Below are 26,864 nucleotides of genomic sequence, written 5' to 3' on the forward strand. Positions count from 1 at the left end.
TCATGGCCAATCTGCGTATCGCATTGGTCGCCGGGGAAGCTTCCGGCGATATCCTGGGCGCGGGCCTGATGCGGGCGCTTAAGGCCCAGCATTCGGCGGTCGAGTTTATCGGTGTGGGTGGCCCGTTGATGCAGGCTGAAGGCCTCACGTCTTACTTCCCCATGGAACGCTTGTCGGTCATGGGGTTGGTGGAAGTGCTGGGTCGTCTGCGTGAGCTGCTGGCGCGGCGCAAGTTGCTGATTCAGACCCTGATCGAAGAAAAGCCCGACGTTTTCATCGGCATCGACGCGCCGGATTTCACCCTCAATATCGAACTCAGGTTGCGTCAGGCTGGGATCAAGACCGTGCATTACGTCAGCCCGTCGGTCTGGGCGTGGCGGCAGAAGCGCGTGCTGAAGATCCGCGAAGGTTGCGACCTGATGCTGACCTTGCTGCCGTTCGAAGCCCGATTCTACGAAGAGAAGGGCGTGCCGGTGCGGTTTGTCGGGCACACGCTGGCCGACACTATCCCGCTGCACGCCGACCGCGCTGCGGCGCGTGCCGACCTGGGCTTGCCCGACGGCCCGCTTGTCGCGCTGATGCCAGGCAGTCGCGGTGGCGAAGTGGGTCGCCTTGGCACATTGTTTTTTGACGCCGCCGAACGCCTGCAGGCCTTGAAGCCTGGCGTGCGCTTCGTACTGCCGTGTGCCAGCCCGCAACGTCGCGCACAAATCGAAACATTGCTGCAAGGGCGCAACCTGCCGTTGACCCTGCTCGATGGTCAGTCGCACCTAGCCCTGGCGGCTTGCGATGCGGTGCTGATCGCCTCGGGCACTGCGACCCTGGAGGCGTTGCTGTACAAGCGCCCGATGGTCGTGGCTTACCGCCTGGCGCCGCTGACCTTCTGGATTCTCAAGCGCATGGTTAAAAGCCCCTACATCTCCTTGCCCAACCTGCTGGCCGAGCGCCTGTTGGTGCCGGAATTGTTGCAGGACGATGCTACGCCCGAAGCCCTGGCGCAGACGCTACTCCCCTTGATCGACGGCGGCGAAGAGCAGACTCGCGGTTTTGACGCCATCCACCGCACCTTGCGCCGTGATGCGTCAAACCAGGCCGCCGATGCCGTGCTGACGTTGATCGGCCACAAACAGGAAGCCCTATGACGACGCAAATGGGGCTGGATTTCAGCCTGGTCGCGCAAGCCCACGAACTGGTGGCCGGCGTGGATGAAGTCGGGCGCGGCCCGCTCTGTGGCGCGGTGGTCACGGCGGCGGTGATTCTTGACCCGAACCGTCCGATCCTCGGTCTCAACGACTCGAAAAAACTCACCGAAGCGCGTCGGGAAAAACTCTTCGACGAGATCTGTGAAAAAGCCCTGAGCTGGCATATCGCCCGGGCCGAAGTCGAAGAGATCGACGAACTGAATATCCTCCACGCCACCATGCTCGCCATGCAGCGCGCCGTCGAGGGCCTGCATATCACGCCGAAACTGGCGATGATCGACGGCAACCGCTGCCCGAAACTGGCGATGCCGGCTGAAGCGGTGGTCAAGGGCGATAGCAAGGTGCCTGCCATCGCGGCAGCCTCGATTCTGGCCAAGGTCAGCCGTGACCGTGAAATGGCCGCGTTCGAATTGATCTATCCGGGCTACGGCATCGCGGGCCATAAAGGCTACCCGACGCCCGTTCATCTGGAAGCGCTGGCCCGTCTTGGCCCGACGCCAATCCACCGTCGCTCGTTCGCCCCGGTGCGCCTGGCTTACGAACAGCGCGAGAGCCTCAGCGAGGTTTAGTCGCGAGGCTGATGTTTTTGCCCAGGCCCGGTACAATCCCGGGCCTTGTTGTTTCTACGTTTAAGACAGGATCACTATGCCGGCTTCATTCGTTCATCTACGCCTGCACACTGAGTACTCCCTGGTCGACGGCCTGGTACGGATCAAACCGCTGGTCAAAACCCTGGTGGGCATGAGCATGCCTGCGGTGGCGGTCACCGATCAGAACAACATGTGTTCCCTGGTCAAGTTCTACAAGAACGCCATGGGCGCTGGCATCAAGCCGATCTGCGGCGCCGACCTGTGGCTGTCGAACAAAGACCCGGATAACTCCCTGAGCCGCATCAGCCTGTTGGCGATGAACGGCGTCGGTTATCGCAACCTCACCGAACTGATTTCCCGTGGCTTCATTGATGGCCAGCGCAACGGCTCGGTGATCATCGAGCGCGAGTGGGTGGCCGAGGCCAGCGAGGGCGTGATCATGCTCTCTGCGGCTAAAGAGGGCGAGATCGGCGTCGCACTGCTGGGCGGCAACCCGCAGGAAGCCGAAGTGCTGGCCCGCGAGTGGATGGCGGTGTTCCCCGACCGCTTCTACCTGGAAGTCCAGCGCACCAACCGCCCCAACGATGAAGAACATCTGCACGCCGCCGTGGCCCTGGCCGACAAGCTGGGCGCGCCGCTGGTGGCGACCAACGATGTGCGCTTTATCAAGAAGGAAGATTTCGAAGCCCACGAAACCCGCGTGTGCATCGGTGAAGGCCGGGCCCTGGATGACCCGCGTCGCTCGAAAAACTACAGTGAAGAGCAGTACCTCAAAAGCGCCGAGGAAATGGCCGAGCTGTTCAGCGACCTACCCGAGGCCCTGGAAAACTCCGTCGAAATCGCCAAGCGCTGCAATATCGAAGTGAAGCTGGGCAAGCACTTCCTGCCCAACTTCCCGATTCCCGATGGCATGACCATCGATGAGTATTTCCGCAAGGTGTCGTTCGATGGCCTGGAGGATCGCCTCTCGGTCCTTATGCCCAAGGACACCACCGACGATTACGAAGCCAAGCGCCAGGTCTATATCGATCGGCTGAATTTCGAGCTGGATATCATCATCCAGATGGGGTTCCCCGGTTACTTCCTGATCGTGATGGACTTTATCCAATGGGCCAAGAGCAACGGCGTACCGGTCGGTCCTGGCCGGGGGTCGGGTGCCGGCTCGTTGGTCGCGTATGTGCAGAAGATTACCGACCTCGACCCGTTGGAATATGACCTGCTGTTCGAACGGTTCCTTAACCCGGAACGGGTTTCCATGCCCGACTTCGACGTCGACTTCTGCATGGACGGTCGCGACCGCGTGATCGAGTACGTGGCCGATAAGTACGGTCGCAACGCCGTGAGCCAGATCATCACGTTCGGCTCCATGGCGGCCAAGGCGGTTATCCGCGACGTCGCCCGGGTGCAGGGCAAGTCCTACGGCCTGGCGGATCGCCTGTCGAAGATGATCCCGTTCGAAGTCGGCATGACCCTGGAAAAAGCCTACGAGCAGGAAGAAATCCTGCGCGACTTCATCAAGGTCGATGAAGAAGCCGCCGAAATCTGGGAAATGGCGCGCAAGCTCGAAGGCGTGGTGCGTAACGTCGGTAAACACGCCGGTGGCGTTGTGATCGCGCCGACCAAGCTCACCGACTTTTCGCCGATCTATTGCGACGAAGAAGGCGGCGGCCTGGTGACCCAGTTCGACAAGGACGACGTGGAGGCGGCCGGCCTGGTGAAGTTCGACTTCCTCGGCCTGCGGACGCTGACGATCATCGACTGGGCGCTCAAGACGATTAACCGCGAACGCGCCAAGGTCAATGAAGAACCTCTGGATATCGCGTTTATCCCGCTGGACGACAAACCGACCTACAGCCTGCTGCAAAAAGCCGAAACCACCGCCGTGTTCCAGCTTGAGTCGCGCGGCATGAAAGAGCTGATCAAAAAGCTCAAGCCCGACTGTCTGGAAGACTTGATCGCACTGGTGGCCCTGTTCCGTCCGGGCCCGCTGCAATCGGGCATGGTGGATGACTTTATCAACCGTAAGCACGGTCGCGCCGAACTGGCCTACCCGCACTCGGACTACCAGTACGAAGGCCTCAAACCGGTACTGGCACCGACTTACGGCATCATCTTGTATCAGGAACAGGTGATGCAGATTGCCCAGGTCATGGCCGGATACACCCTCGGTGGTGCGGACATGCTGCGTCGCGCCATGGGTAAGAAAAAGCCCGAGGAAATGGCCAAGCAGCGCGGCGGTTTCATCGAGGGTTGTGCCACCAACAATATCGACGCCGACCTCGCCGGTAACATTTTCGACCTGGTGGAAAAATTCGCCGGTTACGGCTTCAACAAATCCCACTCCGCCGCCTACGGCCTGGTTTCATACCAGACCGCTTGGCTGAAGGCCCACTACCCGGCGCCGTTCATGGCTGCGGTACTCTCGGCGGATATGCACAACACCGACAAGGTCGTGACCTTGATCGAGGAAGTGCGCACCATGAAGCTGCGCCTCGACGCGCCGGACGTGAACGCCTCGGAGTTCAAGTTCACCGTGAACGACGAAGGCCGCATCATTTATGGCCTGGGCGCGATCAAGGGCGTGGGCGAGGGGCCGGTGGAAGCAATCACCGAAGCGCGCCAAAACGGCCCATTCAAAGACCTGTTCGACTTCTGTGCACGGGTCGACCTCAAACGCATCAACAAACGTACCCTCGATGGCCTGATCCGCAGCGGTGCCCTGGACCGTCTCGGCCCGTATTTCCATGATGAACCGAAGGCCTACCAGGCGAATATCGATCGCAATCGGGCGGTGCTGCTGACCGCCATGGAAGAAGCGATCAAGGCCGCTGAACAGACCGCCCGCACCCACGACAGCGGCCACGCCGACCTGTTTGGCGGGTTGTTCGTCGAGGAAGACGCGGATGTGTACGCCAACCATCGCAAGGCCAAGGAGCTGACCCTCAAGGAACGCCTCAAAGGTGAGAAAGACACCCTGGGCCTGTACCTGACCGGTCACCCGATTGACGAATACGAAGGCGAAATCCGTCGCTTCGCCCGTCAGCGCATCATCGACCTGAAACCGGCACGCGACACCCAGACCGTCGCCGGCATGATCATCGCCCTGCGGGTGATGAAAAATAAGAAGGGCGACAAAATGGGCTTTATCACCCTTGATGACCGCTCTGGCCGGATCGAGGCGTCGCTGTTTGCCGACGCGTTCCATTCCGCCCAGTCGCTGTTGCAGACCGACGCCATGGTCGTGGTGGAAGGCGAGGTCAGTAACGACGACTTCTCCGGTGGCCTGCGCCTACGGATCAAGCGGGTGATGAGCATGGAAGATGCGCGCACCAACCTCGCCGAAAGCCTGCGTTTGAAGGTCAAGACCGAGGCGCTCAAGGGCGATCAGCTACGCTGGCTGGGCGACTTGCTCAAACGCCACCGTGGTGCTTGCCCGGTGACCATGGAATACACCGGTAACGACGCCAAGGCCATGCTGCAGTTCGGCGAGACCTGGCGAATTGATCCCGCTGATGGCTTGATTCAAGCATTGCGTGACCAGTTCGGTCGTGACAACGTCTTCCTCCAATACCGTTGACGATCAGGTGGTTGCAAATCGCCTGATCTCGACCAAACATTTAATCTCGACCTAGACGCGCCTCTCCCTTAAGGTAGGGCGCGAACAGACAACCGGCTGGCCAGGCACTCCTTGGCCGTCGACCCAAGACGGACGCTTATGAACCCGAATTTTCTTGATTTCGAACAGCCGATCGCTGACCTGCAAGCCAAGATCGAAGAACTGCGCCTGGTCGGCAATGACAATTCGCTGAATATCGGCGATGAGATCGCTCGCCTGCAAGACAAGAGCAGCAAGCTCACCGAAGACATCTTCGGCAAGCTGACCAGTTGGCAGATCGCGCGCCTGGCCCGCCACCCGCGCCGTCCGTACACCCTGGACTACATTCAGCACATCTTCACCGAGTTCGACGAGTTGCACGGCGACCGTCACTTCTCCGACGACGCGGCCATCGTGGGCGGTATCGCTCGCCTGGACGACCAGCCGGTGATGGTGATCGGTCACCAGAAAGGCCGTGAAGTACGCGAAAAAGTTCGCCGTAACTTCGGCATGCCGCGTCCGGAAGGCTACCGCAAGGCCTGCCGCCTGATGGAAATGGCCGAGCGCTTCAAGATGCCGATCCTGACGTTCATCGACACCCCGGGGGCCTACCCAGGTATCGACGCCGAAGAGCGTAACCAGAGCGAAGCGATCGCCTGGAACCTGCGCGTTATGTCCCGCCTGAAAACCCCGATCATCGCCACCGTGATTGGTGAGGGTGGTTCCGGCGGTGCGTTGGCCATTGGTGTCTGCGACCAACTGAACATGCTGCAATATTCGACCTATGCGGTGATCTCGCCGGAAGGTTGCGCCTCGATCCTGTGGAAAACCGCCGAGAAAGCGCCGGACGCTGCCGAAGCGATGGGTATCACGGCCGATCGCCTCAAGGGCCTGGGTATCGTTGATAAAGTCATCGCCGAGCCATTGGGCGGCGCCCACCGCGACCCGGCAGCCGCTGCTGCGAGCATCCGTGCCGAACTGGGTTCGCAACTGGCGATGCTCAAGAAGCTGGATAACGAAGCGCTGTTGGCCCGTCGTTACGAACGCCTGATGAGCTACGGTCTCTAAGTCGCAGCAGTAAAAAATGTGGGAGGGGGCTTGCTCCCGATTGCTGAGTGTCAGTCAATGCATCGGGTGACTGGCCCGCCGCTATCGGGAGCAAGCCCCTCCCACATTTGCTTTGTGTATGCTTGGCCAACGTATTCCAGGTTTGCGGCGGTAACATCTGATGAAACCATTACTGCCCGCCAAAATCCTGCAATCCCTGGCCCCCTGGCGCGACGCCTCGGCCTGGCATATCGCTTTTTCCGGCGGGCTTGATTCCACTGTCCTGCTGCACCTTCTGGCGACGCTGGCCAAAACTGAAAAAATTCCTACGCTTGGCGCGGTTCATGTCCACCATGGCCTGCAGGCGGCGGCTGATAGCTGGCCGAGTCATTGCCAGTCGGTTTGTGACGCCCTTGGGGTCCCCTTGCGAGTCATGCGCGTGCAGGTGCGGGCCGGTGCAAGCCTGGAACGCGCGGCTCGCGACGCGCGCTATCAGGCGTTCAGTGAAGTGGTCGGGGCAGGGGCGGCGTTGCTCACCGGCCAGCACCGCGACGATCAGGCCGAAACCCTGCTGTTTCGTCTGCTGCGCGGCGCGGGGGTGCAAGGGTTGGCGGCGATGCCGATGCAGCGGCCGCTGGCGGGCGGTCATCTGCTGCGGCCGTTGCTGGGCAGTTCACGTGCCGAGCTGCAGGTCTACGCCCAGGCGCACGAGTTGACGTGGATCGAAGACCCTTCCAACGCCGACCCACGCTTCTCCCGCAATTACCTGCGTCATCGTGTATTCCCGCGGCTGACCGAGCGCTGGCCGCAGGCCATTGCGAGCCTCGCCCGTGCCGCTGAGCATTTGAGCGAAGCCCAAGGCCTGTTGGACGAGTTGGCGGGTATCGACCTGCAAGCCGCCGACCAGCCTTCGCCTTTTCCGTGGCTGCCCTTGCCGTCATTGGCCCTGGCGCCGTTGTGTGAGCTTTCCGACGCGCGGCAACGCAACGCCCTGCGCCATTGGCTGAACCCGCTGACGCGCTTACCCGACAGTGACCACTGGGCCGGCTGGCATTCCCTGCGCGACGCCAAGCTCGATGCGCAACCCCTGTGGCGCCTTGCCGACGGCGATCTGCATCGTTGCGGCGAGCGTATCTGGTGGCTGCCCTCCAGTTGGTCGGAGTTTTCCGACGCATCGGTGAGCTGGGCGCAGCCGCAAAACCCACTAGAGTTGCCGGGTAATGGCCAACTCCGATTGATCGGCCAGGTGCCCGAGGGCGTTCTGCAGGTTCGCTATCGCCAAGGCGGCGAAATCATCGACATCCCGGGTCGCGGTCGGCGTGATTTGAAGCGCCTGCTCAACGAAAGTAGGCTGCCGGGCTTTATCCGTGGCAGATTGCCGCTGCTGTATCGGGGCGGGCAATTGCTGGCTGCGCCCAGCCTTGCAGGGCTTTGGAATGCGCCGAATGACGGCTGGGAATTACATTGGATGCCACAGACCTGCGATCAAGGTTTGAGCTGATAGCGCCTTTCCGGTAGACTACGCTCCCTTCTTGATACAACTTCTGTGGATTCGCCTGAATCGCAGCAGTTGCCGATTACCAAGCAGTCTTTGCTGGGCGATTCCAAAAAATGTGTAGCGATCAACGTACCGGTGTTTCATTGCTGGTCTGTCACCACGCGGCGGTTTTTTTGAAAGGTGCACTGTGATTAATGCAGGTGATCGGGGGCTTCGGCCTTCCTTCGCTTTCCCCGGCGGCTCGGACCGCTTTAACGCAGACTTCTAGGGTTTTTCATGACGCGCTACATATTCGTCACGGGCGGTGTTGTTTCTTCATTGGGGAAAGGCATTGCCTCCGCTTCATTGGCGGCCATCCTGGAGGCGCGGGGACTTAAGGTCACCATGCTCAAGCTGGACCCGTACATCAACGTTGACCCGGGCACCATGAGCCCGTTCCAGCACGGTGAAGTGTTCGTCACACACGACGGCGCAGAGACCGACCTGGACCTGGGCCACTACGAGCGGTTCATCCGCACGACCATGACCCAGAACAACAACTTCACTACCGGCCGTGTCTACGAACACGTGCTGCGCAAGGAGCGCCGTGGTGACTACTTGGGTGCAACCATCCAGGTGATTCCGCACATCACCGACGAAATCAAGCGCCGCATCATCAAGGGTGCAGGCGATGCCGACGTGGCGATGGTCGAGATCGGTGGCACCGTGGGTGACATCGAATCCCAACCGTTCCTCGAAGCCATCCGCCAGTTGCGTTTCGAAGTCGGCGCCAAGCGCGCGATGCTGATGCACCTGACACTGGTGCCGTACATCGCCACTGCCGGCGAAACCAAAACCAAGCCAACCCAGCACTCGGTCAAGGAACTGCGCTCCATCGGCCTGCAGCCGGACGTGCTGGTGTGCCGTTCCGATCACCCGATCGATATTTCCTCGCGTCGCAAGATCGCGCAGTTCACCAACGTTGAAGAACGTGCGGTGATTGCCCTGGAAGACGCCGACACCATCTACAAGATCCCGGGCATCCTGCATTCCCAGGGCCTGGATGATTTTGTGGTCGAGCGTTTCGGCCTGCAATGCGGCGGCGCGGATCTGTCCGAGTGGGAAGCCGTGGTCGACGCCAAGCTCAACCCTGAGCACGAAGTCACCATCGCCATGGTCGGCAAGTACATGGAGCTGCTGGATGCGTACAAGTCGCTGATCGAAGCGATGAGCCACGCCGGTATCAGCAACCGTACCAAGGTCAACCTGCGCTATATCGATTCCGAAGACATCGAGAACCAAGGCACCGCCCTGCTCGAGGGCGTTGACGCGATCCTCGTTCCAGGCGGTTTCGGCCTGCGTGGCGTGGAAGGCAAGATCACCGCCGTCCAGTACGCTCGTGAACACAAGGTGCCATACCTGGGGATCTGCCTGGGCATGCAAGTGGCCGTTATCGAGTTCGCCCGTAACGTGCTGGGCTGGAAAGACGCCAACTCCACCGAGTTCGATCATTCCAGCGGCCATCCGGTCGTAGGCCTGATCACCGAGTGGGAAGACGCCACCGGCGCCGTTGAAACCCGTACCGAATCGTCCGACATGGGTGGCACCATGCGCCTCGGCGCGCAAGACTGCCTGCTGGAGACGGGTTCGCTGGTTCACGACTGCTACGGCAAGGACGTGATCGTTGAGCGTCACCGTCACCGCTACGAAGTGAACAACAACCTGCTGCCGCAGATCAAAGCAGCCGGCCTTAAAGTCTCCGGCCGCTCGGGCGATGGCAAGTTGGTCGAAGTGGTCGAGGCGCCGGATCATCCGTGGTTCGTGGCGTGCCAGTTCCACCCTGAATTCACCTCGACGCCGCGCGACGGTCACCCGTTGTTCAGCGGTTTCGTTAAAGCAGCACTGACGCAACATCAGAAGAAGGCGTGAACCTGATGGCCCAGAAGATCATTCGCGTAGGCGACATCGAGATTGCCAACGACAAGCCAATGGTGCTGTTCGGCGGCATGAACGTGCTGGAAAGCCGCGACATGGCGATGCAGGTCTGTGAAGAGTACGTGAAGGTTACCCAGAAACTGGGTATCCCTTATGTGTTCAAGGCCAGCTTCGACAAGGCCAACCGTTCGTCTGTGACGTCCTATCGCGGCCCGGGCCTTGAAGAAGGCATGCGGATCTTCCAGGACATCAAGCAAGCCTTCGGCGTGCCGATCATCACCGACGTCCATGAGCCTGAACAGGCTGCCGTGGTCGCCGAGGTATGCGACATCATCCAGTTGCCGGCCTTCCTGTCGCGCCAGACCGACCTCGTGGTCGCCATGGCCAAGACCGGCGCGGTGATCAATATCAAGAAAGCCCAGTTCCTCGCGCCCCAGGAAATGAAACACATCCTGAACAAGTGCGTGGAAGCGGGTAACGACCAGTTGATCCTCTGCGAGCGCGGTTCGAGCTTCGGCTACAACAACCTCGTGGTGGACATGCTCGGTTTCGGCATCATGAAACAGTTCGAATACCCGGTGTTCTTCGACGTGACCCACGCGCTGCAAATGCCGGGTGGTCGCGCCGATTCCGCTGGCGGGCGTCGTGCCCAGGTCTTGGACCTGGCCAAGGCGGGCGTCAGCCAGTCCCTGGCCGGCCTGTTCCTGGAAGCCCACCCGGACCCGGACAACGCCAAATGCGACGGTCCTTGCGCCCTGCGCCTGGACAAACTGGAGCCATTCCTGGCCCAGCTCAAGCAATTGGACGAACTGGTCAAGAGTTTTCCGACGGTAGAGACCGCGTAAGCGCCATTTCTCCGGTAAAGTATCCCACGCTAAATGCTCAGGCCCTGCGGCCTGAGCCTTGTCGTCTGCAAGTCTGCCCCGTTGTTCCCCCCCTTGCGGTCGATCAAAAGTTTTCCTTCAGCTGCGTCGTTTTCGTCAACTTTGGAGTGTTTACAACAATGGCAAAAATCGTCGACATCAAAGGTCGTGAAGTTCTCGACTCCCGTGGCAACCCCACCGTCGAAGCCGACGTGCTTCTCGATAACGGCATCATCGGCAGTGCCTGCGCGCCGTCCGGTGCTTCCACAGGTTCGCGCGAAGCGCTGGAACTGCGTGATGGCGACAAGAGCCGTTACCTGGGCAAGGGTGTCCTCAAGGCGGTAGCCAACATCAACGGTCCGATTCGTGACCTGTTGCTGGGCAAAGACCCGCTGGACCAGAAAGCCCTGGACCACGCGATGATCAAGCTCGACGGCACTGAAAACAAAGGCAGCCTGGGCGCCAACGCCATCCTCGCCGTGTCCCTGGCTGCCGCCAAGGCCGCCGCCCAGGACCAGGACCTGCCGCTGTACGCCCACATCGCCAACCTCAACGGCACGCCGGGTGTGTACTCGATGCCGGTACCGATGATGAACATCATCAACGGTGGCGAACACGCCGATAACAACGTCGACATCCAGGAATTCATGGTGCAGCCGGTTGGCGCCAAGACCTTCTCCGAAGGCCTGCGCATGGGCACCGAGATTTTCCATCACCTCAAGGCTGTCCTGAAGGCCCGTGGCCTGAGCACTGCCGTGGGTGACGAAGGTGGCTTCGCGCCGAACCTGGCGTCCAACGAAGATGCACTGAAAGTGATCTCCGAAGCCGTGGCCAACGCCGGCTACACCCTGGGCACCGACGTGACCCTGGCCCTGGACTGCGCTGCCAGCGAATTCTACGAAGACGGTAAGTACAACCTGTCCGGCGAAGGCCAGGTGTTCAACTCCGAAGGGTTTGCCGAGTACCTCAAAGGTCTGACCCAGCGCTACCCGATCATCTCGATCGAAGACGGCCTGGACGAGTCCGACTGGGACGGCTGGAAAATCCTTACCGATAAGCTCGGCGAAAAAGTCCAACTGGTTGGCGACGACCTGTTCGTGACCAACACCAAGATCCTGAAAGAAGGCATCGACAAGAAGATCGCCAACTCTATCCTGATCAAGTTCAACCAGATCGGCACCCTGACCGAAACCCTGGAAGCCATCCAGATGGCCAAGGCTGCGGGCTACACCGCCGTGATCTCGCACCGCTCCGGTGAAACCGAAGACTCGACCATTGCCGACCTGGCCGTGGGCACGTCGGCGGGCCAGATCAAGACCGGCTCGCTGTGCCGTTCCGATCGCGTATCCAAGTACAACCAATTGCTGCGTATCGAAGAGCAACTGGGGGGTAAAGCCAAGTACAACGGTCGCGGCGAGTTTCGCGGCTGATCAGTAAATGGTAAAAAGTCGGCGGGTTGTGTCGGAAAAATCACGAGAATGTGAAATTCGACGCTAATCTGATGGCGATCAAGCACAAGCCTGGGTCTTCCAGGCTTCGTGCTATCAGTTACTTTAAAAGTTCTGCATGGCTGTCTTTTTTCACTGGATACCCGATATTCGATGCGCAGTCCCAACTGGTTGTTCCTCGTCTTGCTCTTGTTGCTGGCTGGCCTGCAGTACCGCCTATGGGTGGGTAATGGCAGCTTTGCGCAGGTAGAAGACCTGACCCAGCAAATTGCTGACCAGCACGCCGAAAACGAACGCCTGCTGGAGCGCAATCGTGTCCTCGATGCCGAGGTGCTTGAGCTGAAAAAAGGTACGGAGACCGTCGAAGAGCGGGCTCGTCATGAATTGGGCATGGTCAAGGAGGGCGAAACCCTCTACCAGTTGGCCCAATGAATCACTGTTTGCCGGCCTTCTGGGCCGTGATTCCTGCCGCGGGCGTCGGTGCCCGTATGGCTGCAGACCGTCCCAAGCAATACTTGCAACTGGGCGGGCGCACTGTTCTCGAACACAGCCTTGGCTGTTTTCTCGACCACCCCTCGCTCAAGGGCCTGGTGGTCAGTCTTGCCGTTGATGACCCTTACTGGCCCAGCCTGGCGTGTGCCGCTGACTCGCGTATTCAGCGGGCGGACGGTGGTTTGGAGCGTTCGGGCTCGGTGCTCAATGCGCTGCTGCACCTCAATGCACTGGGCGCCAGCGATGATGACTGGGTGTTGGTACACGATGCCGCGCGGCCTAACCTGAGTCGTGATGACCTCGACAAGTTGCTCGCCGAACTCGCGGATGACCCCGTGGGTGGCTTGCTGGCCGTGCCGGCCCGCGACACCCTCAAGCGCGTCGACAAGCACGGGCGTGTGGTCGAAACCGTCGACCGCAGCCTGATCTGGCAAGCCTACACGCCGCAGATGTTCCGCCTGGGCGCGTTGCATCGCGCGTTGGCCGACAGCCTGGTGGCCGATGCGGTGATCACCGACGAAGCCTCGGCCATGGAATGGTCCGGCCAGGCGCCGCGTTTGATTGAGGGGCGCTCGGACAATATCAAGGTGACCCGGCCTGAGGATTTGGAGTGGCTGCGGTTGCGGTGGGCTAACCGGCGGTAGTCAGTTGCACCGAGTTGATGCTTTCGCGAGCAAGCCCGCTCCCACATTCGATCGCGTTTATCCTGTAGGAACACGGTCGAGTGTGGGAGGTGGCTTGCTCCCGATCGAGGTGGGTCTAAACACTGATTAATCAACGGCTGTACTCCGGCCGCTCGGCCAATCCCTCCTTCAAGAAATCCACCAGCTTCCTGACCTTCGGCGACAAATGCCGCTGCTGCGGATACAACGCCCACACCGCCGTATTCGGCGGCTGATGCGCCTCCAGCAACGACACCAACGCGCCACTGTGCAAATGCTCCAGCACGTAATAGTCCGGCAACTGGCACAAGCCCACCCCTTGTAACGCCGCGTCCAATACCGCTTGCCCACTGTTGCAGCGCCAGTTGCCTTGCACCCGTTGGGAAAATTCGCGCCCATCCTGGGCCAGTTGCCAGATGTCCGAGCTGCCGACCAGGCAGTTATGCCGACTCAATTCCGACAAGCTATGTGGCCGCCCATACCGCGCCAGGTAGGACGGCGACGCGCACAAGTACATGCGTCGCGGCGCCAGGCGGCTGGCGACCATGCGCGAGTCTTGCAGGCGCCCCAGGCGAATTGCCAGGTCGAGGCCTTCGTGGACCAAATCCAACTGGCGATTGCTCAGCTCGATATCCACCCGCAGTTGCGGGTAAAGCCCCATGAACCGCGTCACCAGTGGCACGATAAACCGCTCGCCATACGCCACGGCGCAGGTCATGCGCAGCATACCCTTGGGCTCGCTGGCGAGGTCGCCGACGGCGCGCAGGGCTTCTTCGCGGCCATCCTGCAGGCGCTGGCAGTGCTGTAGAAAGGTCTGGCCGGCTTCGGTCAGGGTCACTTTGCGCGTACTGCGATACAGCAAGCGTGTTTGCAGTCGCTCTTCCAGGCGTGCCACCTGTCGGCTGATGTGGGACGAAGACACCCCAAGGCGTTCCGCCGCCGCCGTGAATTGGCTGCATTCAGCGACGGCGACGAACTCATCGATGCCTTCCCAGCGGTTTTCCAGCATGGCGATTATCCCCGTACAGCAATAAAGTTTTGCTTTTGCCTGGATTATTAATCAGTCAGCCATGTTTTACACTCACCGCCTCAGTTTTTAACTCCCTGGAGAAACCCGGATGATCAAGTCCCGCGCGGCTGTAGCCTTCGAAGCCAAGAAGCCCCTTGAGATCGTAGAAGTGGATGTCGCCATGCCCAAGGCCGGCGAAGTGCTGTTGCGCGTGGTAGCGTCCGGCGTGTGCCATACCGACGCCTACACCTTGTCGGGCGCCGACCCGGAAGGCATCTTCCCGTCGATTCTCGGCCATGAAGGCGGTGCCGTGGTTGAAGCGATCGGCGAGGGCGTGACCTCGGTTGCCGTCGGCGACCATGTGATCCCGCTGTACACCCCGGAATGCGGCAAGTGCAAATTCTGTCTGTCGGGCAAGACCAACCTGTGCCAGGCCATTCGTGCCACCCAGGGGAAAGGCTTGATGCCGGACGGCACCACGCGTTTCTCCTACAAGGGTCAGCCGATTTTCCACTACATGGGCACCTCGACCTTTTCCGAGTACACCGTGCTGCCGGAAATTTCCGTGGCGAAGATTCCTAAAGACGCGCCGCTGGAAAAAGTCTGCCTGCTGGGATGTGGCGTCACCACCGGTATCGGTGCGGTGATCAACACCGCCAAGGTCAAGCCCGGCGACACCGTCGCCATCTTCGGCCTCGGCGGTATCGGCCTGTCGGCGGTGATCGGTGCGGTAAAAGCCAAGGCCGGTCGCATCATCGCCATCGACATCAACCCGGCCAAGTTCGAAATCGCCAAGCAACTGGGCGCCACCGACTGCATCAACCCGAAAGACTACGACCGCCCGATCCAGGACGTGATTGTCGATTTGACTGACGGCGGCGTGGACTTTTCCTTCGAGTGCATCGGCAACGTGCAACTGATGCGCGCCGCCCTTGAATGCTGTCACAAAGGCTGGGGCGAATCGGTGATCATCGGCGTTGCCGGTGCCGGCCAGGAAATTTCCACCCGTCCATTCCAACTGGTGACCGGCCGCGTCTGGCGCGGTTCGGCCTTCGGCGGCGTGCGTGGTCGGACTGAATTGCCCAGCTACGTGGAAATGGCCCAGAGCGGCGAGATCCCGTTGGACACCTTCATCACCCACACCATGGGCCTGGAAGACATCAACAAAGCGTTTGAGCTGATGCATGAAGGCAAGAGCATTCGTACCGTCATCCACTTCTGAGGTCGGCCATGAGTCTGGAAAACCTGTCGTGCCAGAAGAGCTTCGGCGGCTGGCATAAACGCTACAAGCATCATTCTGACGTGCTCGGTTGCGACATGACCTTCGCCGTCTACCTGCCGCCGCAGGCGGAGCAGGGCGGCAAGCTGCCGGTGGTGTACTGGCTGTCCGGGTTGACCTGCACCGATGAAAACTTCATGCAGAAAGCCGGCGCCCAGCGCATGGCGGCCGAACTGGGGCTGATCATTGTCGCGCCGGACACCAGCCCCCGTGGCCCCGGTGTGCCGGGCGATCCGGACAACGCCTGGGATTTCGGTATTGGGGCCGGTTTCTATCTGAATGCCACCCAGGAACCCTGGGCCAAGCATTATCGGATGCATGACTACGTGGTGCAGGAATTGCCGGCGTTGGTTGAAGCGCATTTCCCAGCTTCGGATAAACGCGGTATCAGCGGCCACTCCATGGGGGGTCACGGTGCGCTGGTGTGCGCGTTGCGCAACCCCGGGCGTTACCTATCGGTGTCGGCGTTTTCGCCGATCAACAACCCGATGGATTGCCCATGGGGCCAGAAAGCCTTCTCCCGTTACCTGGGCGAAGAACGCTCGAAGTGGCGCGAGTGGGACGCATGCGTGCTGATCAGCGAAGCCTCGGAAAAACTGCCATTGCTGGTGGATCAGGGCGACCGCGACGACTTCCTCGCGGTGCAGCTCAAGCCCGAAGCCTTGCAGCAAGCGGCGAAAGCGGCCAATCACCCGCTCGAACTGCGCCTGCAACCCGGCTACGACCACAGCTACTTCTTTATCGCCAGCTTCATCGAAGACCATTTGCGACATCATGGTCGTGCTTTGCTCGGTTAATATGCGACAAAAGTAGGTAGAATCACGCCCTGAATTAAATCGGGGCGTTTTTTTATGCGTATTGGCCACGGCTACGATGTGCACCGTTTCGCTGAAGGCGATTTCATCACTTTGGGCGGTGTGCGCATTGCGCACCACCATGGGTTGCTGGCTCATTCCGACGGCGATGTCGTGTTGCACGCCTTGAGCGACGCCTTGCTCGGCGCAGCGGCGCTCGGCGATATCGGCAAGCACTTTCCGGACACCGACCCGACCTTCAAGGGCGCGGACAGCCGCGTATTGCTACGCCATGTGGTCGGACTGATCCACGCCAAAGGCTGGAAAGTCGGCAACGTCGATAACACCATCGTGGCCCAGGCGCCGAAAATGGCCCCCCACATCGAGTCGATGCGCGCGCTCATCGCTGCGGATCTGCACATTGAATTGGATCAAGTGAACGTGAAAGCCACCACCACCGAAAAGCTCGGGTTTACCGGTCGTGAAGAGGGCATCGCGGTGCACTCCGTCGCCTTGTTGCTGCGCGCATGAACGACCAGCAACTGTTGGGCCCGCGGGCCTATGGCGAGGCTTTGGGCAGCGCTGTATTGAAGGCTACCGCTGAAGATTTCCAGGTCGACGAAGTGCTCGATATCCCGCTGACCGGCGAGGGTGAGCACCTGTGGCTGTGGGTGGAAAAGCGTGGCCTCAACACTGAAGAGGCCGCCCGCCGGATCGCCAAGGCCGCCGGCGTGCCGTTGCGCACCGTCAGTTATGCCGGGCTCAAGGATCGCCAGGCGTTGACCCGCCAGTGGTTCAGTGTGCAACTGCCGGGCAAGGCTGATCCGGACCTGAGCGGCGCGGAAAACGACACCCTCAAGATCCTCAAGACCGGCCGTCACAAGCGCAAGCTGCAACGGGGTGCCCATTCGGCCAACGGCTTTACCTTGCGCTTGACGCAACTGGCGGGGGATCACGCGGCCATTGATGCGCGCCTGCAACTGATCGCCCAGCACGGCATTCCCAATTATTTCGGCACCCAGCGTTTTGGCCACAACGGCGGCAATGTGGTGGATGCGCGTGAGTGGGCGGCCCGCAAGGCCTTGCCGGAGCAGCGCAATGTGCGTTCGCGGTTGCTGTCGACGGCGCGCAGTTTCCTCTTCAACAAAGTGTTGGCAGCGCGTGTCGCGGACGGTTCCTGGCAGCGTGCCCAGGTCGGCGATCTTCTGGCCTTCACCGACAGTCGCAGTTTTTTTCCGGCGGGGGAGGCTGAATGCAGCGACCCGCGCCTGGCGATCCTGGACCTGCACCCCACCGGACCGCAGTGGGGCGAAGGCGATTCGCCGGCTACCGGTGCAACCCATGCACTGGAGCAGGCGGTTGTCGCCGGTGAAGCCGACCTGCGCGATTGGCTGGTGAATGCCGGCATGAGCCAGGAACGTCGCATTCTGCGACTGCCCATTGGCGGGTTGACGTGGCATTATCCCGGGCCTGACATTCTGCAATTGGAATTCGTCCTACCGGCCGGATGCTTCGCCACTGTCTTGGTGCGCGAGCTTGTTGATCTGGTGCCGGTGGGGCAGACGGACAGCCCATGCGTATTCTGATATCAAATGACGACGGTGCCACCGCACCTGGCCTCGCCGCGCTTCATGCTGCGCTGGCGGATTACGCCGAGTGCGTGGTGGTTGCCCCCGACCAGGACAAGAGCGGCGCCAGCAGTTCGCTGACGCTCGACCGTCCGCTGCACGTGCACGTTCTGGCCAATGGCTTTATCAGCGTGAACGGCACCCCCACCGACTGCGTACACCTGGCGATCAACAGTTTGTTGGATCAGGAGCCGGATCTGGTGGTGTCGGGCATCAACCTTGGCGCCAATCTGGGAGATGACGTGCTGTATTCTGGCACCGTGGCGGCCGCCCTTGAGGGGCGCTTCCTGGGTCGGACGTCGTTCGCCTTCTCGTTCGCCTCGCGCCAATTGGATAACCTGCCGACTGCCGCCTATTTTGCGCGCAAGCTGGTGGAAGCCCATGGTTCCCTCGATCTGCCGCCCCGGACGGTGCTTAACGTCAATATCCCCAATTTGCCCATCGAGCATATTCGCGGCATCCAGCTCACGCGCCTGGGCCATCGCGCCCGTGCGGCGGCACCGTTGAAGGTGGTAGACCCACGTGGCAAGGAAGGTTATTGGATCGCCGCCGCAGGCGATGCCGAAGACGGCGGCCCGGGCACCGATTTTCATGCGGTTATGCAAGGCTATGTCTCGATTACCCCGTTGCAACTCGATCGCACCTTCAGTGATGCCTTCAGTAGTCTCGATGGCTGGCTGGAGGGCTTGCGCTGATGGCTCGTGAACAAGACGACCTGCTGCGTCGCGGTATAGGGATGACTTCGCAACGTACCCGCGAGCGTCTGATCCAGCGCCTCTACGAAGAGGGTCTGTCCAATGCCCAGGTGTTGGAAGTGATCCGGCGCACGCCTCGGCACCTGTTTGTCGATGAGGCCCTGGCCCATCGCGCCTATGAAGACACGGCGTTGCCGATCGGGCATAACCAGACCATTTCCCAGCCGTATATGGTCGCGCGCATGAGCGAACTGCTGCTGGAGGCTGGCCCGTTGGACAAGGTGCTGGAGATCGGCACCGGTTCGGGTTACCAGACTGCGGTGCTGTCACAGTTGGTGGAGCGTGTGTTCTCGGTGGAGCGCATCAAGGTGCTGCAGGATCGCGCCAAAGAACGACTGGTGGAACTGAACCTGCGCAACGTGGTGTTCCGCTGGGGCGATGGCTGGGAAGGCTGGCCGGCGCTGGCGCCATACAACGGCATCATCGTCACCGCGGTTGCCACCGATGTGCCGCAGGCGTTGCTCGATCAGCTGGCTCCTGGCGGTCGGCTGGTGATCCCGGTGGGTTCCGGTGAAGTGCAACAATTGATGCTCATTATCCGTGAAGAGGAAGGCTTTTCGCGGCATGTGCTCGGTGCTGTGCGTTTCGTGCCGTTGCTCAATGGCCCGCTCGCCTGATCATTTATTCGCGCGCAGTGAATTCTGTTGGCGGGGATGTGTCTTACGGCGGGGTCTATAGAGTCAACATGATCGGTCGTTGGTTTAAACGCGATGAATTTTTCGTTTCAGTCGTGTGCCAGTAAAAAGCCAATGCCCAGTTATACTTACGACATATTTCAAGCCTGATACAGGCATTCATGTTCAGCCACCACAAAGGGAGCGGCGGGTGAGTCTCACAGGTCTTGCGCAGCGTATGAGTAAAACAAGCTTTCAGCGACTGGTGCTTGGCCTTGTCTTGAGTTCCTTATTGGCGGCTTGTTCGAGCACGCCTTCCGGGGGCGCGAGGGTGGTTGACCGCACCAACGCAGCACCGCAAAAGCCGACCGTGACCACGGGGCAATATGTGGTGCGTAAGGGCGATACGATGTTTTCGATCGCCTTCCGTTATGGCTGGGACTACAAGGCACTCGCCGCGCGTAACAGTATTCCTGCGCCATACACGATACATCCAGGTCAGACCATTCGCTTCGATGGACGCACCGGTTCAACGCCGACGGCAGTTGTGACAAACACCGGATCTTCGCCCTCGTCTTCGAGCAAAACCACGATCATCACCCGGCCTGCAGGCACCGCCGCGCCTGCGGTTGCGAGCAAGCCGGCAGCCGCGCCGCTGCCGCCTGCGGGGCCTGCACCGAGCGGTTGGGGATGGCCTTCAAACGGTGTATTAATTGGAAAATTCTCTTCAAACGGCAGTTTGAATAAAGGCATTGATATCGCCGGGGATTTGGGACAGCCTGTTTTAGCTGCGTCTGATGGGACAGTGGTGTACGCCGGGAGTGGTTTGCGGGGCTACGGCGAGCTGGTCATCATCAAACACAGCGATACCTACGTCAGTGCTTACGGTCACAACCGTAGGCTGTTGGTTCGGGAGGGGCAGCAGGTCAAAGTCGGACAGACAATTGCCGAAATGGGGTCAACTGGTACAGACCGGGTGAAACTGCACTTTGAGATTCGCCGCCAAGGGAAGCCTGTAGATCCGCTGCAATTTCTACCCCGTCGTTGATGTGTTGCCAGCCTGTTCCCTCGCGTAGAAGGAACAGGCTCCAGCGTTGCCAAGGATAAAGGCGTCGCTTGAGCTTGAGGTCGAACTCACCAAAGGACTATAACAATGGCTCTCAGTAAAGAAGCGCCGGAGTTTGACATCGACGATGAGGTTCTCCTTATGGAGACCGGTGTCGCTATGGACTCGATGTCGAATGAGGGATCTGCGGTACCTTCAGTTCGCACCAAATCCAAGAACTCCACTGCGTTAAAACAGCACAAGTACATTGACTACACGCGGGCGCTCGATGCGACCCAGCTGTACCTCAATGAGATCGGTTTTTCCCCTCTGCTGACTCCCGAAGAAGAAGTCCATTTTGCGCGCTTGTCGCAAAAGGGTGATCCGGCTGGGCGCAAGCGCATGATTGAAAGCAACCTGCGTCTGGTGGTGAAAATCGCCCGACGCTACGTCAATCGTGGGCTGTCCCTGTTGGACCTGATCGAGGAGGGCAACCTCGGCTTGATCCGGGCGGTGGAGAAATTCGACCCTGAGCGGGGGTTTCGCTTCTCGACCTACGCCACCTGGTGGATTCGCCAGACCATCGAACGGGCGATCATGAATCAGACCCGCACGATCCGCTTGCCGATCCATGTGGTCAAGGAACTCAACGTCTACCTGCGGGCTGCGCGTGAGCTGACCCAAAAACTCGATCATGAACCCTCGCCCGAAGAAATCGCCAACCTGCTGGAAAAGCCGGTAGGCGAGGTCAAGCGCATGCTCGGTCTTAACGAACGCGTGTCCTCGGTCGACGTCTCGCTGGGCCCGGATTCGGATAAAACCCTGCTGGACACCCTGACGGATGATCGCCCGACGGACCCTTGCGAGCTGTTGCAGGACGATGATCTCTCCCAAAGCATTGACCAGTGGCTGTCGGAACTTACAGACAAGCAGCGCGAGGTGGTGATTCGCCGCTTCGGCCTGCGCGGCCATGAGAGCAGTACCCTGGAGGATGTAGGCCAGGAGATTGGCCTGACCCGTGAGCGGGTGCGGCAGATCCAGGTAGAAGGGCTCAAGCGCTTGCGTGAGATCCTGGAGAAGAATGGCTTGTCGAGTGAGTCGTTGTTCCAATAGCGACGCAGTTTGAATGTGGGAGGGGGCTTGCCCCCGATGGCAGTGGTTCAGTCACTGGATGTATCGACTGACCCACCGCTATCGGGGGCAAGCCCCCTCCCACATTTTTGAGCATGGTATTTTATTTATGTATGCCCAAATCCCAGGCATAAAAAAACCCCGCTTTTAAGGGCGGGGTTCTTTCGACTAAGTCAGTACAAGTTAGATAACTTGAACTTCTTCAGCTTGCATGCCTTTCTGACCGCGGGTAGCGATGAAAGAAACCTGTTGGCCTTCTTTCAGGCTTTTGAAGCCGTCGGATTGGATAGCTTTGAAGTGAACGAACAGGTCGTCACCGGATTGTGGAGTGATGAAGCCGAAGCCTTTTTCATCGTTGAACCACTTAACGGTACCAGTTTGGCGATTAGACATGGTGTATCTCCTTGGACAAAGTTAACTGCGACTCAGGAAAAGCCCTGGCCGAGACTGAGTGCAAAGAGCAGGAAAAATTCTTGGAGATGGTTGGATCGAAATTCAACATATCGTGTAGAGATTCTCAGTGACACAAGCAGCACAGTGGCGCCACCTTAACCCTTTTTCCGGAACGTGCCAATGGTATTTCCGAAGGTTTCTCTATTTTCGTGATTGGCGGTGGTATTTACGTTCACTGCGCACGCCGATTTGGGGCCCGGCCCCGCTGGCTGCGGCGTATATAAGGCGGGCATAGATCAAGACATTCATTAACAAAAGCCCCACGCCCTTTGAACCCCAACGCCCACCCCGGTAAGATGCCCAACAGAATTTTTCCACCTCGCTATTCAGGACACCCGCCATGAGCATCAAATCGGACAAGTGGATTCGCCGCATGGCGCAAGAGCACGGCATGATCGAACCGTTCGTTGAGCGCCAGATCCGTGGTGAAGGCGCTGATCGTGTGATTTCGTATGGTGTTTCCAGCTACGGCTACGACGTGCGTTGTGCCGATGAATTCAAGGTGTTCACCAACATCAACTCGGCCACCGTCGATCCGAAAAACTTCGACGAAAAGAGCTTCGTCGACGTCAAGAGCGACGTGTGCATCATCCCGCCCAACTCCTTCGCCCTGGCGCGCACCGTGGAATTTTTCCGTATTCCCCGCGACGTGCTGACCATCTGCCTGGGTAAAAGCACTTACGCGCGCTGCGGCATTATCGTCAACGTAACGCCGCTTGAGCCTGAGTGGGAAGGCCACGTCACCCTGGAATTCTCCAACACCACCACCCTGCCGGCGAAGATCTACGCCAACGAAGGCGTGGCGCAGATGCTGTTCCTGCAGTCCGATGAGGCCTGTGAAGTGTCCTACAAGGACCGTGGCGGCAAGTACCAAGGCCAGCGCGGCGTCACCTTGCCACGCGCCTGATAGAAACGTCCTACGCTTAAAGGGAATTAGTCTGGGGAAAGTGACTCTATTGGGTGTACTGCCTCGGTGCGTGCAAAACGCGCCGAGCCACGCTTGAGGAGTACCTTATGAAGATCGACCCGCGAATCAGCGCCGAACTCGCCCGGCTTGAACCCAACCAGATTGGTGTTCTGGCCTGGTCCCTGATGGCCGACCCTGCCTATGCGGGCGGTATCCCCGGTCAACCTGACCCCGATTCCCCGGACCCTATCCAACCTGACGAGCCTGGCGAACCGACCCTTCCGGATGAGCCGCCACCCGCGCCGATCGCTTGATGCCCGCAGGTTGGGAAATGGTCAGTTCTCCAACAGACTAGCCAGGTCGCCTGGCGGTCGATCACAGAAGTCCGCCGCTGGTGGTCCTGCTCCACTGAATATCCTCAGCAAAGGCCCCAAACGCCGTCAGCAGGCCGCCTGCGGGGTTTGCCGCGATCAAGCTCATGCGCCGGCTCGGCAGGCCCTCAGAGCGCTCAGGCGGGGCTGGGGGCGAGCAGGGTGTTTGCGGTAACGCTTAGCAAAAAAATTACTTCAAATTGCCACTCAGGAATTGTTGCAGGCGCTCACTCTTCGGGTTGCCCAGCACATCTTCTGGCGTGCCTTGCTCTTCCACCAAGCCCTTGTGCAGGAACAGCACCTGGCTCGACACCTTGCGCGCAAAGCTCATCTCGTGGGTCACCATGATCATGGTGCGGCCTTCCTCTGCCAGGCCCTGGATCACCTTCAGCACTTCGCCCACCAGCTCCGGGTCGAGGGCCGAGGTGGGTTCGTCGAACAGCATCACCTCCGGCTCCATCGCCAAGGCGCGGGCGATGGCCACGCGTTGCTGCTGGCCACCAGAGAGAAATGCCGGGTATTGATCGGCCACGCGGGCCGGCAGGCCGACTTTGTCCAGGTAGCGACGGGCACGGTCCTCGGCGTCTTTCTTACTGCAGCCCAGCACCCGGCGCGGGGCCATGGTGATGTTTTCCAGCACGCTCATGTGGCTCCACAGGTTGAAGTGTTGGAACACCATCGCCAGGCGCGTGCGCAGGCGCTGCAGCTCGGCGTCGTCGGCCACGCGCATGCCGTGGCGGTCGCTGACCATACGGATCGGCTTGTCATCGAGGGTCATCGCACCGTCGTTGGGCGTTTCCAGAAAGTTAATGCAGCGCAGGAAGGTGCTCTTGCCCGAACCGCTGGCGCCGATCAGGCTGATCACGTCACCGGTCTTGGCCTTGAGCGAGACGCCTTTGAGCACTTCATTGTCGCCATAGCTTTTATGCAGGCCTTCAACGGTCAGTTTGTACATGGGGCGTGCATCCTCAAGGCGAAAGTAGGTAGCCGCTGCGGTAGGCCTCTGAGCCTGCAACGTGGCCGATGACCATCCCTGCAGTGGCCATGCGCCGCAGCGAACGGGCGTAAAGCAGGCCGGCGCTTTTGCAATGCACAGGCGTTACGCGGTCAGTAATGGGGTCGATGATTTCGGCGATCAGTTGCCCGGCTTCGAGGTATTCACCGGGCAAGGCGCTGAACACCAGCAAGCCGCCGACCGGCGTCGCTACCGGTTCGACGCCCGCCAGCGGGGTGGCCGGGTAGGGCAGGTCGGGCAGCGGTGCCACGTCGCCGGCAATCGCGCCGAAGTGAATCAGGTAGTCGATGATCGCCTGGCAGTCGAGGCCGGCTAGGCCATGGTTGACGTCGCCCTGGCCGCGCAGTTCGACGGTCACCGAAAAACAGCCCATGGGGATCGGGAAGCGTTCGCCGAAGCGTTGCTGCAACTGCCACCACACCAGGGTGAAGCACTCATCGAAGGATTGCCCGCCGGAATCGGTGGCCAGCAAGTTGGCCTCCGAGCCGATGTACCGCGCCAGCGGCTCCACCTGCGGCCAGGCCTCGGGCGTGGTGTACAGGTGCGCCACGGCTTCGAAGTCGCAATGCAGGTCCAGCACCATGTCGGCATCACAGGCCAGGCGTTGCAGCACCAGGCGCTGGGATTGCAACTGGGTCGTGACGGTTTGCTCCGCCAGGGCGCTGGACAGCGCCTCGCGGATCAGTTCGACGTTGCGCTGGGGATCCTCCCCGAGCAAATCCTTGACCTGATCACCCACCTCTTCACTGAGGTCGACAAACAGGCGATTGAAGTTCTGCCCGCTTTCCAACTCATAGCGGCCCAGTGGGATGTCCATCAACACTTGTTCGAGGCCCGCCGGGTTGGCGATGGGTACCAGCACGACTTCGCTGCGCAAGCGCCCGGCGGCGGCCAGTTGCGCCAGGCGTGCCTTGAGGTGCCAGGCCACCAGCATGCCCGGCAGTTCATCGGCATGCAGCGACGACTGGATGTAGATCTTGTGTTCGGCCTGCTCCGGGCCGAAGTGGAAGCTGTGAATCTGCCGCGCCGTGCCTGGCACCGGCGCGATCAGTTCATGGATCTGATGACGCATGAAGGCTCCTTAATGGCTCGGCCCGAGGAAAGCCAGCCAGCGGCGCTCCGCCAGACGAAACAGACCGACCAGGGCAAAGGTCACAGTCAGGTAGATCAGCGCAGCGATGCCGAATGATTGAAAGGTGAGGAAGGTGGCCGAGTTGGCGTCCCGGGCCACTTTGAGAATGTCCGGGATCGTCGCGGTAAACGCCACCGTCGTCGAGTGCAGCATCAAAATCACTTCATTGCTGTAGTACGGCAATGAACGGCGCAGGGCCGACGGCATGATCACATAGGCGTACAGCTTCCAGCCGCTGAGGCCGTAGGCTTTGGCCGCTTCGACCTCGCCGTGGGCCATGCTGCGGATCGCCCCGGCGAAAATCTCGGTGGTGTAGGCGCAGGTGTTGAGCGCGAAGGCCAGGACCGTGCAGTTCATCGCGTCGCGAAAGAACGCATCCAGCACCGGCTGGGCGCGCACGGCGGCAATGCTGTAGATGCCGGTGTAACAGATCAGCAATTGGATATAGAGCGGCGTACCACGAAACAAGTAGGTGTAGAACTGCACCGGCCAGCGCACCAGAGGGTTACGCGACACCCTGGCGATGGACAGCGGGATCGACACCAAAAAGCCGATCACCAATGAGGCGCTGAGCAGCCACATGGTCATGGCCAGGCCGGTGATGTGCTGGCCGTCGCTGTAAAGGAATGGGCGCCAGTATTCCTGCAAGAGTTCGATCATCGCACGGCCTCCCGGGAGCCTGCCGAATAGCGACGTTCAAGACGGCGCAGGACAAAGTTGGACGCACTGGTGATCAGCAGGTAGATCAAGGCGGCAACCACCAGGAAGTAAAACAGTTGATAGGTGCTCTTGCCGGCATCCTGCGCGGCCTTGACCAGGTCTGCCAGGCCGATGATCGACACCAGCGCGGTGGCCTTGAGCATCACCATCCAGTTGTTGCCGATGCCCGGGAGGGCAAAGCGCATCATTTGCGGGAAGGTCACGTAGCGAAACCGCTGCCCGCGTTTGAGGCCATACGCCGTGGCGGCTTCCAGTTGGCCACGGGGCACCGCGAGGATCGCGCCGCGAAAGGTTTCGGTGAAGTACGCACCGTAAATAAAGCCCAGGGTGATCACCCCGGCGCTGAATGGGTCGATTTCGATGTATTCCCATTCCATGAAGTCAGTAAGACCGGTCAGCCAGGTTTGCAGGCTGTAGAAAATCAGCAGCATCAGCACCAGGTCGGGCACGCCACGAATCAGCGTGGTGTAGAGCTGGGCGGGAATGCGCAGGAAGGGCAGGCTGGACAGTTTGGCGCTGGCGCCGAGCAGGCCCAGCAACACGCTGACGGCCAGGGACAGCACCGACAACTTGATGGTCATCCAGGTGCCTTGCAGCAACAGCGGGCCGAAACCCTTCAAACTGAGCGCGCTCAGCCCGAGGGTTTGCAACAATTCTTCGAACATAAATCAGGACCTATGGCGATAAAAAAGCGCCCCTT

At 60.2% G+C, this 26,864-nt stretch carries 26 protein-coding genes; 20 read left to right on the top strand and 6 right to left on the bottom strand.

Annotated elements, in window-relative coordinates; genetic code table 11:
- Positions 1 to 2: 2 nt before the first annotated feature.
- The 10 genes from lpxB (at position 3) to ispD (ending at position 13,293) form a co-directional block, all read left to right on the top strand.
- Positions 3 to 1,142, top strand: a complete 1,140-nt coding sequence (gene lpxB / locus ACS5Q8_RS06850; protein ID WP_465159994.1) for a lipid-A-disaccharide synthase — start codon at positions 3 to 5, stop codon at positions 1,140 to 1,142.
- Positions 1,139 to 1,771 (top strand): ribonuclease HII, encoded by a 633-nt coding sequence (gene rnhB / locus ACS5Q8_RS06855; protein ID WP_017844751.1) that lies wholly within the window; start codon positions 1,139 to 1,141, stop codon positions 1,769 to 1,771. Before lpxB ends, rnhB begins: the two co-directional genes overlap by 4 nt.
- Positions 1,772 to 1,847: 76 nt before the next feature.
- Positions 1,848 to 5,369 carry a DNA polymerase III subunit alpha gene (gene dnaE, locus ACS5Q8_RS06860; protein ID WP_426099565.1) on the top strand — a complete coding sequence of 1,174 codons (3,522 nt, stop codon included), beginning with the start codon at positions 1,848 to 1,850 and terminating at the stop codon, positions 5,367 to 5,369.
- A gap of 138 nt (positions 5,370 to 5,507) precedes the next feature.
- Entirely contained in the window at positions 5,508 to 6,455 is a 948-nt protein-coding gene (locus ACS5Q8_RS06865) for an acetyl-CoA carboxylase carboxyltransferase subunit alpha (RefSeq protein ID WP_465159995.1), read from the top strand.
- A 160-nt stretch (positions 6,456 to 6,615) separates the two neighbouring features.
- Positions 6,616 to 7,935 (top strand): tRNA lysidine(34) synthetase TilS, encoded by a 1,320-nt coding sequence (gene tilS, locus ACS5Q8_RS06870; RefSeq protein ID WP_443695943.1) that lies wholly within the window; start codon positions 6,616 to 6,618, stop codon positions 7,933 to 7,935.
- 273 nt (positions 7,936 to 8,208) lie between these two features.
- Positions 8,209 to 9,840, top strand: a complete 1,632-nt coding sequence (gene pyrG / locus ACS5Q8_RS06875; protein WP_276196858.1) for a CTP synthase — start codon at positions 8,209 to 8,211, stop codon at positions 9,838 to 9,840.
- A gap of 5 nt (positions 9,841 to 9,845) precedes the next feature.
- Complete coding sequence (gene kdsA, locus ACS5Q8_RS06880) at positions 9,846 to 10,691, top strand: 3-deoxy-8-phosphooctulonate synthase (protein WP_276196859.1); 846 nt, start codon at positions 9,846 to 9,848, stop codon at positions 10,689 to 10,691.
- A gap of 158 nt (positions 10,692 to 10,849) precedes the next feature.
- Positions 10,850 to 12,139, top strand: coding sequence for a phosphopyruvate hydratase (gene eno / locus ACS5Q8_RS06885; protein WP_276196860.1), 1,290 nt, complete (start codon positions 10,850 to 10,852; stop codon positions 12,137 to 12,139).
- A 171-nt stretch (positions 12,140 to 12,310) separates the two neighbouring features.
- A complete protein-coding gene (ftsB, locus tag ACS5Q8_RS06890; RefSeq protein WP_276196861.1) occupies positions 12,311 to 12,589 on the top strand; it encodes a cell division protein FtsB in 279 nt (92 codons plus the stop codon).
- The gene (gene ispD / locus ACS5Q8_RS06895) at positions 12,586 to 13,293 is read left to right on the top strand and encodes a 2-C-methyl-D-erythritol 4-phosphate cytidylyltransferase (protein WP_276196862.1); all 708 of its coding nucleotides are present in this window, start codon (positions 12,586 to 12,588) and stop codon (positions 13,291 to 13,293) included. Before ftsB ends, ispD begins: the two co-directional genes overlap by 4 nt.
- 130 nt (positions 13,294 to 13,423) lie before the next feature.
- Here ispD and ACS5Q8_RS06900 read toward each other — a convergent pair whose 3' ends face one another.
- Positions 13,424 to 14,320: a LysR substrate-binding domain-containing protein gene (locus tag ACS5Q8_RS06900; RefSeq protein WP_247402482.1), complete on the bottom strand. Its 897-nt coding sequence runs from the start codon at positions 14,318 to 14,320 to the stop codon at positions 13,424 to 13,426.
- 109 nt (positions 14,321 to 14,429) lie between these two features.
- Here ACS5Q8_RS06900 and ACS5Q8_RS06905 point away from each other — a divergent pair, with 109 nt between their 5' ends.
- The 8 genes from ACS5Q8_RS06905 (at position 14,430) to rpoS (ending at position 21,548) form a co-directional block, all read left to right on the top strand.
- Positions 14,430 to 15,542 (top strand): S-(hydroxymethyl)glutathione dehydrogenase/class III alcohol dehydrogenase, encoded by a 1,113-nt coding sequence (locus tag ACS5Q8_RS06905; protein ID WP_247402481.1) that lies wholly within the window; start codon positions 14,430 to 14,432, stop codon positions 15,540 to 15,542.
- A gap of 8 nt (positions 15,543 to 15,550) precedes the next feature.
- Complete coding sequence (gene fghA / locus ACS5Q8_RS06910) at positions 15,551 to 16,396, top strand: S-formylglutathione hydrolase (RefSeq protein ID WP_276196863.1); 846 nt, start codon at positions 15,551 to 15,553, stop codon at positions 16,394 to 16,396.
- Between the two features lie 54 nt (positions 16,397 to 16,450).
- Complete coding sequence (ispF, locus tag ACS5Q8_RS06915) at positions 16,451 to 16,924, top strand: 2-C-methyl-D-erythritol 2,4-cyclodiphosphate synthase (RefSeq protein ID WP_025855145.1); 474 nt, start codon at positions 16,451 to 16,453, stop codon at positions 16,922 to 16,924.
- Complete coding sequence (gene truD / locus ACS5Q8_RS06920) at positions 16,921 to 17,979, top strand: tRNA pseudouridine(13) synthase TruD (protein WP_443696963.1); 1,059 nt, start codon at positions 16,921 to 16,923, stop codon at positions 17,977 to 17,979. Before ispF ends, truD begins: the two co-directional genes overlap by 4 nt.
- Positions 17,967 to 18,716, top strand: a complete 750-nt coding sequence (gene surE, locus ACS5Q8_RS06925; RefSeq protein ID WP_276196865.1) for a 5'/3'-nucleotidase SurE — start codon at positions 17,967 to 17,969, stop codon at positions 18,714 to 18,716. Before truD ends, surE begins: the two co-directional genes overlap by 13 nt.
- Before the next feature lie 41 nt (positions 18,717 to 18,757).
- Complete coding sequence (locus ACS5Q8_RS06930) at positions 18,758 to 19,393, top strand: protein-L-isoaspartate(D-aspartate) O-methyltransferase (protein WP_247402496.1); 636 nt, start codon at positions 18,758 to 18,760, stop codon at positions 19,391 to 19,393.
- Positions 19,394 to 19,601: 208 nt separating this feature from the next.
- Positions 19,602 to 20,438, top strand: a complete 837-nt coding sequence (locus ACS5Q8_RS06935; RefSeq protein ID WP_426099563.1) for a peptidoglycan DD-metalloendopeptidase family protein — start codon at positions 19,602 to 19,604, stop codon at positions 20,436 to 20,438.
- A gap of 105 nt (positions 20,439 to 20,543) precedes the next feature.
- Positions 20,544 to 21,548 carry an RNA polymerase sigma factor RpoS gene (rpoS, locus tag ACS5Q8_RS06940; protein ID WP_276196867.1) on the top strand — a complete coding sequence of 335 codons (1,005 nt, stop codon included), beginning with the start codon at positions 20,544 to 20,546 and terminating at the stop codon, positions 21,546 to 21,548.
- Between the two features lie 201 nt (positions 21,549 to 21,749).
- Here rpoS and ACS5Q8_RS06945 read toward each other — a convergent pair whose 3' ends face one another.
- Positions 21,750 to 21,959: a cold-shock protein gene (locus ACS5Q8_RS06945; RefSeq protein WP_002554837.1), complete on the bottom strand. Its 210-nt coding sequence runs from the start codon at positions 21,957 to 21,959 to the stop codon at positions 21,750 to 21,752.
- 400 nt (positions 21,960 to 22,359) lie between these two features.
- Here ACS5Q8_RS06945 and dcd point away from each other — a divergent pair, with 400 nt between their 5' ends.
- Positions 22,360 to 22,926, top strand: a complete 567-nt coding sequence (dcd, locus tag ACS5Q8_RS06950; protein ID WP_058412395.1) for a dCTP deaminase — start codon at positions 22,360 to 22,362, stop codon at positions 22,924 to 22,926.
- A 107-nt stretch (positions 22,927 to 23,033) separates the two neighbouring features.
- A complete protein-coding gene (locus tag ACS5Q8_RS06955) occupies positions 23,034 to 23,240 on the top strand; it encodes a hypothetical protein (RefSeq protein WP_443697447.1) in 207 nt (68 codons plus the stop codon).
- 247 nt (positions 23,241 to 23,487) lie between these two features.
- Here ACS5Q8_RS06955 and ACS5Q8_RS06960 read toward each other — a convergent pair whose 3' ends face one another.
- The 4 genes from ACS5Q8_RS06960 to ACS5Q8_RS06975 are packed head-to-tail and all read right to left on the bottom strand — an operon-like array spanning position 23,488 to position 26,829.
- Complete coding sequence (locus ACS5Q8_RS06960; protein WP_010563548.1) at positions 23,488 to 24,252, bottom strand: ABC transporter ATP-binding protein; 765 nt, start codon at positions 24,250 to 24,252, stop codon at positions 23,488 to 23,490.
- A gap of 13 nt (positions 24,253 to 24,265) precedes the next feature.
- A complete protein-coding gene (locus ACS5Q8_RS06965) occupies positions 24,266 to 25,384 on the bottom strand; it encodes a succinylglutamate desuccinylase/aspartoacylase family protein (RefSeq protein WP_276196869.1) in 1,119 nt (372 codons plus the stop codon).
- A gap of 9 nt (positions 25,385 to 25,393) precedes the next feature.
- On the bottom strand, positions 25,394 to 26,104 hold the full coding sequence (locus ACS5Q8_RS06970; protein ID WP_017844772.1) for an ABC transporter permease: 711 nt from the start codon (positions 26,102 to 26,104) through the stop codon (positions 25,394 to 25,396).
- A complete protein-coding gene (locus ACS5Q8_RS06975; RefSeq protein WP_247407180.1) occupies positions 26,101 to 26,829 on the bottom strand; it encodes an ABC transporter permease in 729 nt (242 codons plus the stop codon). Before ACS5Q8_RS06975 ends, ACS5Q8_RS06970 begins: the two co-directional genes overlap by 4 nt.
- Between the last annotated feature and the right edge of the window lie 35 nt (positions 26,830 to 26,864).

Source organism: Pseudomonas sp. PAMC25584 (genome assembly GCF_058135675.1).